12 protein-coding genes are annotated in these 12108 nt (G+C 69.1%); 7 read left to right on the top strand and 5 right to left on the bottom strand.

Annotated elements, in window-relative coordinates:
* Positions 1-259 precede the first annotated feature (259 nt).
* Positions 260-1873: an AMP-binding protein gene (locus ACZ7KI_RS19075; RefSeq protein WP_470274439.1), complete on the bottom strand. Its 1614-nt coding sequence runs from the start codon at positions 1871-1873 to the stop codon at positions 260-262.
* Positions 1874-1917: 44 nt separating this feature from the next.
* On the opposite strand from ACZ7KI_RS19075, the gene ACZ7KI_RS19070 reads away from it, so the two are divergent.
* On the top strand, positions 1918-2796 hold the full coding sequence (locus ACZ7KI_RS19070) for a helix-turn-helix transcriptional regulator (RefSeq protein ID WP_470274438.1): 879 nt from the start codon (positions 1918-1920) through the stop codon (positions 2794-2796).
* Here ACZ7KI_RS19070 and ACZ7KI_RS19065 read toward each other — a convergent pair.
* Positions 2793-3410, bottom strand: a complete 618-nt coding sequence (locus ACZ7KI_RS19065) for a hypothetical protein (RefSeq protein WP_470274437.1) — start codon at positions 3408-3410, stop codon at positions 2793-2795. The two genes, ACZ7KI_RS19070 and ACZ7KI_RS19065, sit on opposite strands and share 4 nt — an antisense overlap.
* Before the next feature lie 94 nt (positions 3411-3504).
* Between ACZ7KI_RS19065 and ACZ7KI_RS19060 the strand changes: the two genes are divergently transcribed.
* Together ACZ7KI_RS19060 and ACZ7KI_RS19055 are read left to right on the top strand one after the other, a co-directional pair.
* Entirely contained in the window at positions 3505-4482 is a 978-nt protein-coding gene (locus tag ACZ7KI_RS19060; RefSeq protein WP_470274436.1) for a GlxA family transcriptional regulator, read from the top strand.
* A 78-nt stretch (positions 4483-4560) separates the two neighbouring features.
* Complete coding sequence (locus ACZ7KI_RS19055; RefSeq protein WP_470274435.1) at positions 4561-5550, top strand: alpha/beta fold hydrolase; 990 nt, start codon at positions 4561-4563, stop codon at positions 5548-5550.
* Positions 5551-5802: 252 nt separating this feature from the next.
* Here the strand turns inward: ACZ7KI_RS19055 and ACZ7KI_RS19050 are convergent, their stop codons facing one another.
* A complete protein-coding gene (locus ACZ7KI_RS19050; protein ID WP_470274434.1) occupies positions 5803-6756 on the bottom strand; it encodes an Acg family FMN-binding oxidoreductase in 954 nt (317 codons plus the stop codon).
* Positions 6757-6914: 158 nt separating this feature from the next.
* Here ACZ7KI_RS19050 and ACZ7KI_RS19045 point away from each other — a divergent pair, with 158 nt between their 5' ends.
* A complete protein-coding gene (locus ACZ7KI_RS19045) occupies positions 6915-7232 on the top strand; it encodes a dsRBD fold-containing protein (protein ID WP_465507223.1) in 318 nt (105 codons plus the stop codon).
* An 8-nt stretch (positions 7233-7240) separates the two neighbouring features.
* Here ACZ7KI_RS19045 and ACZ7KI_RS19040 read toward each other — a convergent pair whose 3' ends face one another.
* On the bottom strand, positions 7241-8983 hold the full coding sequence (locus ACZ7KI_RS19040) for a GAF domain-containing sensor histidine kinase (RefSeq protein ID WP_470274433.1): 1743 nt from the start codon (positions 8981-8983) through the stop codon (positions 7241-7243).
* 128 nt (positions 8984-9111) lie between these two features.
* Between ACZ7KI_RS19040 and ACZ7KI_RS19035 the strand changes: the two genes are divergently transcribed.
* On the top strand, positions 9112-10092 hold the full coding sequence (locus tag ACZ7KI_RS19035) for an Acg family FMN-binding oxidoreductase (RefSeq protein WP_470274432.1): 981 nt from the start codon (positions 9112-9114) through the stop codon (positions 10090-10092).
* Positions 10093-10108: 16 nt separating this feature from the next.
* Here ACZ7KI_RS19035 and ACZ7KI_RS19030 read toward each other — a convergent pair whose 3' ends face one another.
* Positions 10109-10741, bottom strand: a complete 633-nt coding sequence (locus ACZ7KI_RS19030) for a response regulator (RefSeq protein WP_470274431.1) — start codon at positions 10739-10741, stop codon at positions 10109-10111.
* Positions 10742-10926: 185 nt separating this feature from the next.
* Here ACZ7KI_RS19030 and ACZ7KI_RS19025 point away from each other — a divergent pair, with 185 nt between their 5' ends.
* Both ACZ7KI_RS19025 and ACZ7KI_RS19020 read left to right on the top strand, forming a co-directional pair.
* Positions 10927-11232: an ANTAR domain-containing protein gene (locus tag ACZ7KI_RS19025; RefSeq protein ID WP_470274430.1), complete on the top strand. Its 306-nt coding sequence runs from the start codon at positions 10927-10929 to the stop codon at positions 11230-11232.
* A gap of 101 nt (positions 11233-11333) precedes the next feature.
* Complete coding sequence (locus ACZ7KI_RS19020; protein WP_470274469.1) at positions 11334-11708, top strand: response regulator; 375 nt, start codon at positions 11334-11336, stop codon at positions 11706-11708.
* The last annotated feature ends 400 nt before the right edge of the window (positions 11709-12108 follow it).

Below are 12108 nucleotides of genomic sequence, written 5' to 3'. Positions count from 1 at the left end.
ATCGCGTCTCTTTCTTTTTTCTCTTTTTTTTTTGTTTTTTTTTTTCTTTTCCCCCCCCCCCCCCCCCCCCCCCCCCCCCCCCCCCCCCCCCCCCAGACCCGTACATATCGACATCAATCGGACACTCGGCCGCCAGGAAGCGTCCCCAGTGGACACTCAGAACCCGATCGGCGCGCGCCTACCTGCCACGGTCGCCCGCATCCCTGGTGACGGTGGGGCGGCTGTGGCCTCGGCGGCCGGTCGTGAAGTAAGGCGTGACTCAACGACCATGCCGCTGCCGCAGCAGGAATCGCTGGATCTTCCCGCTGGGCGTCTTGGGCAGCTCGTCCACGAAGTGCACCTCACGCGGATAGGCGTGCGCCGCGAACCGCGTCTTCACCAGCACCTTCAGTTCCTCGGCCAGTCCGGCATCGGCGACGATACCGTCGCGCGCCACCACGTACGCCACGACCACCTCGCCCCGCAGCGCGTCCGGGACACCGATGACGGCGGACTCGGCCACGGCGGAATGCTGCTGCAGAACGCTTTCCACGTCGAAAGGGCCGATGCGGTAGCCGGCCATCAGGATGACGTCGTCGTCGCGCGAAGCGAAGGTCAGGTAACCTTCGGCGTCCTTGGCGGCGACGTCGCCCGTGTAGTACCAGCGGCCGTCGGGGCTGAACCGGGCCGCGGTGCGCTCCGGCGCGTCGCGGTAACCCTTGAACCACACCAACGGGCTGGCGGGAAGGTCCAAGGCGACCCGGCCGCGCTCCCCTGGCTCCGCCACGACGTCGGCGTCCTCTTGGAGGACCTCAATGGAGAAGCCCGGCAGGACCCGCCCCATGGAGCCCGGCTTGACCTCGGCGCGGAGGTCCGGATGCCACGCGTTGCCCACCACCATGCCGAGTTCGGTCTGTCCATAGTGGTCATAGACGCCGACGCCGAGGTTCGACGACGCCCACTCCAGGACATCCGGGGTCAGCGGTTCACCCGCCGACGAGCAGTGCCGCAGGCACAGACCGTCCGGCACCGGAGCGTTCGCGTTGCGGAGCGCGCGGTACACCGTCGGCGCGGCGGCGAAGTTGGTGACGCCGAATTTCGCCAGTACCGCCCACGTCAGTTCGGCCGAGAAACCCGCGTGCAGCAACAGGCTCCGCCTGCCGGTCGCCATCGGCGTCATGATCGCGTAGTACAGCCCGTAGGCCCAGCCGGGGTCCGCGGCGTTCCAGAAGACGTCGTCGGCCCGGACGTCGAGGGCGAAGTCTTGATACGCCTGGAAACCCGCGAGTGCGCGGAGCGGGATCGGAACCGCCTTGGGTGTCCCGGTCGTCCCGGAGGTGAACAACTCGACCAGTACACCGGAGCCGCCGGTCACCGCCGCCTCCGGCCACGGCGCCGCACTGTTTTCCAAGTCCTCGAACGACAAGGCTCCGCCGGCGGCGTCACCGGCGACGACGATCCGGCGCCCGTCGTCGGCGGGCAGATCCGCGGACGGTTCCAGTTTCACCCGCTGATCCGCGTCGGCGATGACGACCTTCGTCCCGTTACCGGTGATCCGCAGCGCGATCGCGGGCGGCGCGAACGCGGTGAACAGTGGAACATGCACCGCGCCCAGCCGCCAGATCGCCAGCAGCGCCACGACCAGTTCCGCGGACTTGCCCATCAGCGTCGCCACCCGGTCGCCCGGCCCCACCCCGAGACCGGCCAAGGCCCCGGCGAACCGTTCCGACCGCTCGCGCAGTTCGCCGTAGGTGAGATCGTGGCCGGTCAGGTCGGGTTCGACCACGGTGAACGCGACCGACTCCGCCGGATGCCGGTCGCACAACAGCGCGGCGGCGCTCGCCCGCTCGTCGCCATAGACCTCGAGCAACCGCCGGACGTGAGCTTCGGTCATCGTTTCTCCCGGGACGTTGGCGAAGGCGTACAGTTCCGGAAATCGTGCTGGCGGATCCGATCCGCCACCACCCCCGATCCAGGGGGATCACCGAGGAGGGTGAGGCGATGCGGGTCGACGACGCCCTGCTTCTCGGCGCGGTCTCGGACCTGCGCCGCGACACCGGACTGCCGGTCGGTTTCGCGGGGGTCGCGGGCCCCTCGCCGCGCATGCGGCTGACCGCGTTCCTCGGCAACCGAGGCACCGCCCTCGACGGTCTGTCCGTCCACGCGGGCCGCGGCCTCGGCGGCAAGGCACTCGCCCTGACCAGGCCGGTCGTCGCCAACGGCTACCACAGCGCCACCACGATCAGTCACGACTACGACGAGCCCGTCCGCGACGAGGGCATCCACTCCGTCGTCGCGATCCCGGTCGTCGTGCGCCGCCAGGTCCGCGCCGTGCTGTACGGCGGCCTGCGCGACGAGGCCGTCCTCGCCGACCGCACGATCACCGCCGCCCTGCACGCCGCACGCGATCTCGAACAGACAATGGCCGTCGAGGACGAGGTCGAGAGGCGGCTGGCGCAGCTACAGCCACTCGCCGAGCACCACGAGGACGCCGCGCCGCGGGAACGGCTACGCGAGGCCTACGGCGAACTTCGCGCACTTTCCGGCCAGGTCACCGACAGCGCGCTTCGCGCCCGCCTCGACGAGGTCTGCGAGAACCTGACCGGCACCGCTCTCCCGGCGGTCCGCCTGGCGCCGAGGGAACTGGACACCGTCGCGCTCGTCGCGCTCGGCCTCACCAACGGCGAGATCGCGCACCGGCTGGGCCTGACCGCCGAGACGGTCAAGAGCTACCTTCGGGACGCGATGCGGAAACTCGACGCGCACTCCCGGCTGCAGGCCGTCACGCACGCGCGTCGTCTGGGCCTGCTGCCCTAGGCGGGCGGCGGTAGCGGTGAGACCGAGACGATGCAGTACTGGTCGTTGCCCTCGCGCCGGACCTCCATCGTCGTGGTGAAGTCCTTCTCATAGTTGAGGGTTCCGGACATCGTCACCGAGATCAGGTCAGGGCCTGCCTGTTTCGGGTCCTTCGCCGTGAGCGACGCGTTCTGGTCGCCCGCGGCCTTCGCCGCCGCTTTGACCTTCGCCTTGGAATCCGCGCAAGCCGAATCGGCTGCCCTGTCGGCCTCGTCGCCGTACACCGCGAGCATGAACTTGCCCGCCAGGACCGACCCCCAGTCGACGCTGAGCGGTACCTGGGTCGCGCTCTGCTTGGACGGGGCCTTGCTGTCGCTGAGCAGGAAACCGGGTGCCACGAACGCGAGGATCACGAAGACGACCACCACGAGCGCGCCACCGCCGGCGATGAGCCCGATCATCAGGCCGTTGCCCTTCTTCGGCGGCGGCTGCTGCCCGGGGAACTGCGGCCCGCCGTACCCGGGCGGCGGGTAGCCGGGCTGCTGCGGGTACTGCTGCTGGGGATAACCCTGCTGCTGCGACGGAGGACCCCACTGCGGGCCGGGTGGTCCTTGCGGTCCCTGTGGATACGACATCGAAGCTTCCTTCCCCCGGCGAAACCGTGCGGCGAATCTACCGTCCCCTTCGGACAGTCAAAATCCGGCTCCGCGACCTCTACACTTCTGTGTCATGAGACGGCTGGCCGTGGTGGTCTTCAACGGGGCGTCGCTCGGCGCGATGTCGTTCGCGTTCGGGGTGTTCGAGATGGCCTCGGCCTTCGGAGAACTGCCCGGCCTGGAGATCAAGGTCGTCGGCGGCGAACCGGACACGGCGTTGCGGGGTGGTGGCCTGACCGTCCCGGTCCCCGAGGACCTCGACGCGATCCGGGCCGCGGATCTGGTGCTCGTCCCGAATTGGCGGTCACCGATGGAGGATCCGCCGGAAGCGGCATTGGAGGCACTCCGAACGGCTCACGACCGCGGCGGCCGGGTGGCCGGCTTGTGCAGTGGCGCGTTCGTGCTGGCCGCCGCCGGGCTGCTCGACGGCCGTCCGGCGACCACGCACTGGGCGATGGCGCCGCTGCTCGCCGCCCGTTTCCCGGCGGTCCGGCTCGACGAGTCGGTGCTCTACATCGACGACGGTGACATCCTGACCGCCGGCGGGGGCGCCGCCGGAATGGACCTCGGCCTGCACCTGATCCGGTCGTGGTGTGGCGCCGAGGCGGCGAACCGGCTCGCGAAGGGCATGGTCGTCCCGCCGCACCGGCCCGGTGGGCAGGCGCAGTACATCGAATCGCCGATGCCCGAACTCGATGAAGGTGACCCGGTCTCGGAGACCATGGCCTGGGCGCTCACCCGGCTGGACACCGCCTTGCCGGTCGACGAACTGGCCGCCAGGGCGCATATGAGCAGGCGCAACTACGACCGCCGGTTCCGGGAGATCACCGGCGCCGCGCCCGGCACTTGGCTCACCCATCAGCGGGTCATCCGCGCCCAGCAGTTGCTCGAATCCACCGATCTCCCGGTCGACGAGATCGCCCGGTACTGCGGGTTCTCCTCGTCGGCGGCACTCCGGCCGCACTTCCGGCGGCAGGTCGGCGTCACCCCGATGGCGTACCGGGAGACGTTCGGGACCCGGCTCGGTGTGCCCGAGCCCGTGCTGTCCTGACCGTGCTGTCCGAAAAACGACTTCGGTTGGCGAAAACACCGCTCACGCTCGGGTGCCCGCCGGGCCCAGGATCAAGGCATGACCGAAGACAGCCGTTCCTTCCTCAGCCGCCGGTCCATGCTCACCCTGGGCGCGGGTGCCGCGGCCGCGCTGGTGGCCTCGGCGGGCCCCGCCTCGGCCGGGCAACCGTCCGCGCCGTCGGACGCGGAACTCGCCCGCTCCCTGCCCGGCGGTTTCCGCAGTGCGTTCGCCCAGGTCAACGGCGTACGGCTGCATTACGTCGCGGGCGGCCGGGGTGAGCCGCTGATCCTGCTGCCCGGCTGGCCGGAGACCTGGTGGCAGTACCACAGGATCATGCCCACGCTGGCGAAGCGGTATCGCGTGATCGCCGTCGACCTGCGCGGGATGGGCGGGTCCGGCAAGCCGCAAGGCGGATACGACAAGAAGACGATGGCCCGCGACATCCACGAGCTCGTCCGCGCGCTGGGCTACCGGCAGGCGCATATCGCCGGGCACGACATCGGCGCCATGGTCGCGTTCAGCTTCGCCGCCAACCATCCGGAGGCGACGAAGTCCCTCACGCTCATGGACGTCGCGCATCCGGACGAAAGCCTCTACCAGATTCCGATGCTTGCGCCGCCCGGGCAGCCGGTGCACGTCTGGTGGTTCGCCTTCAACCAGGTCGCCACCCTGCCCGAACAGCTCCTGACCGGCCGGGCGCGGTTCCTCGTCGACTGGATGTTCGACCACCTGCTGGCCGATCCCGCTTCGATCGGCGACCGCGACCGCGCGATCTACGCCGCGGCGTACGACCGTCCGGACGCCATCCGAGCGGGCAACGGCTGGTACCAGGCGTTCGGCCAGGACATCGAGGACCAGAAGGCCTACGGGAAGATCACCGCACCGACGCTGGGCCTGGGGTCCGAGTTCAACTACGACTACCTCGCGGCAGTCCTGCCGTCCAAGGCGGCGGACGTCCGGGTGCGGAAGGTCTCCGGTTCCGGCCACTTCGTCGCCGAGGAACAGCCACAGGCGGTCATCGACGAACTGCAGGCGTTCCTCGGGTGAGCCCCATACCTCGAATGGGTCAACGCCGCCTACCGAACCGCCTGATTCACTCGGTCAGGTGAAAGACGCGGCCAGCCGTCATTCTCGCGGCGGGGGTCCCTCTTCTCTTGTGTGTCGGTACCGGCCGGAAAGCCCCCCGAACGGCCGGTACCGACACGGAAGTACAACTCAACCGATCCACCAGCGGGCCTTTGTAAATCCACGCGTCGTGCAGCGCCAGCTCGGCGCGTGGAAAGGCCGGCCGGTAGCCCTTCAGAGCATCGCCCCCGACCGGACCATCACTTCCTCGACCGGTCGGCGTGCCGTCATCGGCACCGGACGGCCATGGCCAAGGCGCAGCACCGCGTGCGGACGGCCGAGCTCGGCGAAGATCCGGTCCATCGCGAACCGCGTCTCCCTGCTCTCGAACGGCCTGCCGACGAACGACGCCGCGAGTCCGGCGGCCGTCGCGGTCAGCAGCACACGCTGCAGCACCATTCCCGCTCGCAGGTCCGCGGCCGGTCCGCCATCGGCGGTCAGTACGGCGCCCAGCACCGGCTCGCCGCTCTCTGGTTCGGCGACGGAGAACGACTCCTGCGCGGGGATCGCGTGCGGCGACGGCGGTCGGGCGGGCGCCGGGACTCCGTCCGGAGCGTTCGCCGTCCGCCGGGTCCACAACGCGATCTCCGCTTGAAACGCGCCATTGCGCGCCTGCGCGGCTTCGGCCCGGTGCAGGACGCGCGCGACGGCGTCCGCCCGATCGCCCCGGCCGAACAGTTCCAGCAGCCCGCCTTCCACCAGGGCGGACGCCCGCAACATCGTCCACGCGTCGGCCGGCACCGGCCTGTTCAGGAACGGACGGCGGTTCGTGTGACGGCGAAAGACAGCCTCGGCCAGCCTCCGTTCTTCGGGTGAGGAAAACCGGTCGTCACCGATCCGGAGGTCGGCGAGGAGATCCTGCTCCTCCGGCGAAGGCAACAGCCGCAGCGACAGCGTCTTCCCGTTCGAGCGCAGCGAAACGATCAGGTTGAACACCGCCGCACCACACGAGAGCCTTGCCTCACGGGCGTCCGGGTCGGCGACCCGGAGCACCCTGGCGCGGTCGAGCCACACCTCGATCCGGTCCCGGTCGACGACGAACCGCCACGGCTGGGTGTTGAGCGGCGACGGCGCGCGCACGGCGGCCGCCACCGCTTGGTCTACCTGGGTGGGCAACGGGATCTTCATCGTGGACTCCGGGGAATGGGGGGTTGGCCAACCCTCCTCCGGGGTACCCGGCGACCGCAGCGGCCGCCGGTCACGAATTCCGAGGACTTTCGCCCCCGATTTCGCCGGGAGCGAGGACTTAGGACCCTGTGCCACGAACGGCGGCGGTGAGAGTCTCGATGACCGGAACGGAGCCGATGATGACCGACAACACCGGTAAATGGACCATTGACGTATCCCTGCAGCCCGGACCGTACCGGGTCCGCGCGGAAGCGTTACTCCGTCTCGAAGACGGCGGTGAGTTCGTCGGCGTCGGGCTGGCGCACGCCGGACTGAGAGACGGCTCGATCTCCCAGGTCGGCTCCTACCTGGCGGTGGCGCGGGCGCTTTCCGACCTCACCGCGGAACTTCTGGAGACCGTCGCCTCCGACGTCGACGCCGAGGTCTCCCGCTCCATCGAGGTCGACGGGATCCTCGCCGTGCAGTCGACGAACTAGGGCGTAAATCAGCGCAAGGGGGCGGACCACTCGATCCGGGTGCCGCCCTCTTCGCGCGTCTCCACCCGGAACGTCCCGCCCGCCCGTTCCGCGCGCTCGCGCAGATTCCGCAGCCCGCCGAAACCGCCGGGCTCCCCGCCGATACCGACGCCGTCGTCGGTGACCGCGATCCGCAGTGCGTCGTCCTTCACCGCGACGCTCACCGAAACACCGCTCGCCCGCGCGTGGCGGACGACGTTGCCGACCGTCTCCCGCACCACCGCTTCGACGTGTTCGGCGAACGGGAAGGGAATCGAATCGAGCGGTCCGGAAAGGCTGATCGTCGGATGGATCGCGGTGTCGTCGGTCAGTTCGGTGATCGAGTCGTAGAGGCGGTACCGCAGCCGGACACCCTGTTGCCCGGCCTCGCCGCCGTGGAGATCGAAGATGGCCGTCCGGATCTCGTGCACGATCTCGTGCATCTGGTCGATGCTCTCGCCGATCCGCCGCCGCAGTTCCGGTGAGTGCGCCCGGCGGTGCGTGCTCTGCATGGCGAGACCGACCGCGAACAGCCGCTGGATCACATGGTCGTGCAGATCCCTGGCGATCCGGTCCCGGTCGGCCAGCACGTCGAGTTCCCTCGCCGTGCGCTGCTGCGCGGCGAGCTGGAGCGCGAGCGCCGCCTGGTCGGCGAACGAGGCCACCACCGGCAACTGGGCGAGCTCGAACGGGACCGAGCCCGGATTCCGTACCGCCATCAGCACCCCGGAAGTACGTTCCCGCGCGCGGAGCGGTACGACCAGCGTCGGCCCGAGGCGCATCTCGCCGTCGTCACCGAGCACCAGTTCCGGCACACTGCGCGGTGTCCGGTCGCGGTAGACCGCTCCCGGCAACGAGGCGGCGACGCTGATCCGAGCCCCGGTCAGTTCCCCCGACCGGGCGCCCGCGCAGACGGCGATGGTGAGTTCGTCGGCCTCGTCTTCGCCGTCCGGGCTGACGTCGAGCCTGCCGGAACCGGGCAGTGCCAGCAGGGTCAGGTCGGAGCCGGTCAGTTCCAGTGCCCTGCTGGCGATCAGGTTGAGCGCGTCGACGGGGTCGGTGCCGCCCAGCAGTTCCGTGGTCACCTCGCTGGTGGCGGCCTGCCACCGCTGGCGGATCCGTGCCTGCTCGTACAGGTGCGCGTTCTCGATCGCGATCCCGGCCGCGGCGGCGAGCGCCTGGACGACCACCTCGTCGTCGTCGGTGAAACCTCCCCCGCGTTTCTCGGTCAGGTAGAGATTTCCGAACACCTCGTCACCGACCCGGATCGGCACGCCGAGGAAGGAACTCATCGGCGGATGACACGCCGGGAAGCCGACCGACGCGGGATGCCGCGAGATGTCGGCCAGGCGCACCGGTTTCGCCTCCTCGATGACGAAACCGAGCAGCCCGTGCCCTTTCGGCAGATGGCCGATCTGTTGTTTCGTCTCGCCGTCGATCCCGAGATAGACGAATTCGGCGAGCGAACCGTCGTCCGCGATCACCCCCACCGCGCCGTAGGTGGCCTCGGCGAGGTCGATCGCCGCCTGCACGATCCGGCGCAGTGTCGTGTCCAGCTCCAGTCCGGACGCGACGGCGAGCACCGCTTCGAGCAGACCGTCCATCTTGTCGCGTGTGCCGATGAGCCGTTCGATGCGGTTCTGGAGATCCCGCAACACCTCACGAACCCGCAGCTGGGATGGCGCGCCGGTGAGCCGGTCGTCCGTTCCACCCAGCCGGTCATGAGCCGACATCCTGCTTCGCCTCCGAAGATCGGGACGACTCGCGGCCGTGGTGACTTTCTCCTCTTTCGGCCCCGCACCGCAGGCGGGACCGTCTCACCGAGACATCCATTACCCGTGGCGCGGCGGCGGGAGAAACCATGACCTTACAAGTCACCAGGGTCGGGCGCTTGAACTCCGATCAGGTGAATTCCGTGCTCCGGTCGGCCATGCTGGCACCGTCGACGCACAACACCCAGCCGTGGCTCTTCCGGTGCACCGGCACCGGAATCGAACTCCACGCCGATCCACGCCGCATCCTACCGGTCACGGATCCGGACGGACGCGAACTCGTCCTTTCCTGCGGTGCCGCCTTGTTCACCCTCCGGACGGCGATTCACGCACTGGGCTTCCATCCCGCGACGACACTCATGCCAAGCCGCTCCGATCCCGATCTGCTGGCCGTCGTCCGCCCGTTCGCCGAACGCACCCCCGACCCCAAGGTCACCCGGCTCGCCCGCGCGATCCCCCGCCGCCGCACCAACCGGCGGCCGTTCCTCCCCACCGCCATCCCGCGGTCCACGCTCGCCGTACTCCGCCACGCCACCGAACTCGAGCACGCGTGGATGCCGAGCCTGAGCGCCGAACAATGCGGTCACCTGCGTGACCTCACCGCTCGCGCGCGGCTGGCTCAGCTCGCCGATCCCGCCTTCCTCGCCGAACTCCGCCGGTGGACCGAACTGCGCGCGGGCACTCGCGACGGGGTGCCGTCCTACGCGACCGACGGCTCCCCCGCCGACGAAAGCTGGCTCCTCGAAGAATTCGGCACGCCCGGTGCCTCCGGTCGGCCGGATCCGCCACTGGTGGTGGCGATCGGGTCGTTGACCGACGGGCGGCTCGACCGGTTGCAGGCAGGCCAAGCGCTGCAACGGGTTCTGCTGACCGCGACCGGCGCCGGACTCACCGCGTCGTTCATCTCGCCGCCGGTCATGGTCCGTTCGGCACGCGCCGAACTCCGGAGGCTTCTCGGCTGCGGAGTGTGGCCGCAAGTGCTGCTGCGCGTCGGCTACGGCTCGCCGCTGCCGTGGACCCCGCGGCGCCCGCTGGAGGACGTCCTGCTCGAAACGTTCGTTTCCGCCTGAACATCCGGGCCCAGTGTCAGTGGCGGCGCAGTTCCGTGGCCAGGACGGCCGCCTGGGTACGCCGCTGCATCCCGAGTTTCGTCAGCAGCCGGGACACGTAGTTCTTGACGGTCTTCTCGGCGAGGAACATCCGTTCGGCGATCTGCCGGTTGGTCAGCCCCTCGCCGATCAGTTCCAGCAGCGTGCGCTCCTGTTCGGAAAGCCCGGCGAGCGGGCCCTTCTTCACCGTGACGTCACGGAACTTCGCCATCAGCGTCGCGGCGGCGCGTGTGTCCAGCAAGGAGCGGCCGCGGCCGACCTCCTTGACCGCGGCGACCAGGTCCATCCCCCGGATGTCCTTGATGACGAAGCCGCTCGCGCCGGCCATGATCGCGTCGAGCATCGCCTGCTCGTCGGTGTAGGAGGTGAGCATCAGGCATTTCAGTTCGGGGGCCCTGGACCTCAGTTCCCGTGCGAGTTCGACACCGTTGCCGTCCGGCAGCCGGACGTCGAGGACCGCGACGTCAGGCCGCAGCGCCGGAATCCTCGCCAGCGCCTGGGAAAAGGTCGCCGCCTGACCGACGACGCACAGCTCGGCGTCCTCCTCGAGCATGTCCGCGACCCCTCGACGGACTACCTCGTGGTCGTCGACCAGAAACACCCGGAGCATTCCGACCTCCACGGTTTCCCTCCTCCGCTCAGAGCGTACGGTGCACGACCGGTCACTGCGACCGGCCAAAGGACCCTGTTCGGCACCCGTTCGAGTGGCCGCCGCCCGGACCAGGTTCATTTGCATCAGGCGAGTCAGGACGTTCTCTTCTTTCCCGCGCCGCCGACCGCTGCGACGATCGCCCCATGTCCGAGACCACGCTTTCGCCGTCCCACTCGTCCGGCACACCAGACCCGGCAGACGAGCTCGTGGCCATGCGCAACCGCATTCGCTTTTACCGCGCCCGTGCCGAGCAACTCCAGTACGCGCTGGACCACCGGCTGCCCATCGAACAGGCCAAAGGCATCCTCGCCGAGCGTTACCAGATCGACATCGACTCGGCGTTCGAGCTGCTGCGGTCGTTCTGCCGCAACAACAACATGAAGATCCACGACGTCGCCAGGACACTCGTCGAGCAGCCGAGCGAAGGCGATCGACGACTGTCTTGCTGAGTCACGCCAAGCTCGGCGGCGGGCCCGCGACCACCACCGGCACCGCAGACACCGCGGGCACGGACTGGGTCATGAACCGAAAGCCGCCGCTCAGACTTCGGGTGCTCGTCGCGGACGACAACCCGGTCATCGGCGATGCCTTGCGCGCCCTTCTGGAGACCGAACCCGACATCGAGGTGGTGGCCATCGCGCTCACCGCCGGTGAAGGCGTCGCGCTCGCCGAGCTGCTGGTCCCGGAAGTCGCCGTCCTCGATGTCCGGATCCCCGGCGGCGGCGGGGTGTGGATGGCCAGGGAGATCCGGCGGCGGGTGCCCCGCACGCGGCTGATGGCGTTCTCCGCGCACAGCGACACCCGGTCCATCGCCCAGATGGCGTCCGCCGGCGTCACCGAGTACCTCGTCAAGGGCAGCCCGAACACCGAGATCGTCGCCGCCATCCGCCGTCTCTGCGCGAACAGCGCCAGCGGGACGGAATAGCCGGGTTGGTCGTTGAGACGCGAGTCAAAGGTGGCGGGACCGTGAAGGCCTCCTTCCCTGCTCTCAAGGTCAGGGTCCCAGCAAAGTCGGGGTAGGGCAGGCTTGATTCTGGACGCCAGCGGGGCTTCAGTGTCCACAAGGGACACCTCCGGGCGATTAGGTGTCCGATTGATGCCGCTATGCACGGTTCCAAGTGAGGTCGTGAGTGATAATGAGGGTTAGAACGACCCAAATCACTCACGACCCCCCCTCGCGAAACCGCGCAAATCACCCAAACCGGGCACATTTGTCGCGAGAAGCATCCCTTGTGGACAGTCAAGAGCTGGGTGAGGACCCTTGCGCGAGCTCACTCCCGCTGGCCTTCACGGACTTCCGGGGCTTGAGACTTCCGGTGAGAGGT

It is taken from the genome of Amycolatopsis sp. NPDC039088, assembly GCF_055598845.1.
Note: the sequence above shows the minus strand (reverse complement) of the source record. Positions and strands in the feature narration are given on the sequence as shown.

Coding starts and splice junctions, on each gene's coding strand:
- ACZ7KI_RS19040 (WP_470274433.1), bottom strand. CDS start 8,983: ATGTCGGCTCATGACCGGCTGGGTGGAACGGACGACCGGCTCACCGGC.
- ACZ7KI_RS19050 (WP_470274434.1), bottom strand. CDS start 6,756: ATGAAGATCCCGTTGCCCACCCAGGTAGACCAAGCGGTGGCGGCCGCC.
- ACZ7KI_RS19030 (WP_470274431.1), bottom strand. CDS start 10,741: ATGCTCCGGGTGTTTCTGGTCGACGACCACGAGGTAGTCCGTCGAGGG.
- ACZ7KI_RS19060 (WP_470274436.1), top strand. CDS start 3,505: ATGAGACGGCTGGCCGTGGTGGTCTTCAACGGGGCGTCGCTCGGCGCG.
- ACZ7KI_RS19035 (WP_470274432.1), top strand. CDS start 9,112: ATGACCTTACAAGTCACCAGGGTCGGGCGCTTGAACTCCGATCAGGTG.
- ACZ7KI_RS19045 (WP_465507223.1), top strand. CDS start 6,915: ATGACCGGAACGGAGCCGATGATGACCGACAACACCGGTAAATGGACC.
- ACZ7KI_RS19065 (WP_470274437.1), bottom strand. CDS start 3,410: ATGTCGTATCCACAGGGACCGCAAGGACCACCCGGCCCGCAGTGGGGT.
- ACZ7KI_RS19075 (WP_470274439.1), bottom strand. CDS start 1,873: ATGACCGAAGCTCACGTCCGGCGGTTGCTCGAGGTCTATGGCGACGAG.
- ACZ7KI_RS19025 (WP_470274430.1), top strand. CDS start 10,927: ATGTCCGAGACCACGCTTTCGCCGTCCCACTCGTCCGGCACACCAGAC.
- ACZ7KI_RS19055 (WP_470274435.1), top strand. CDS start 4,561: ATGACCGAAGACAGCCGTTCCTTCCTCAGCCGCCGGTCCATGCTCACC.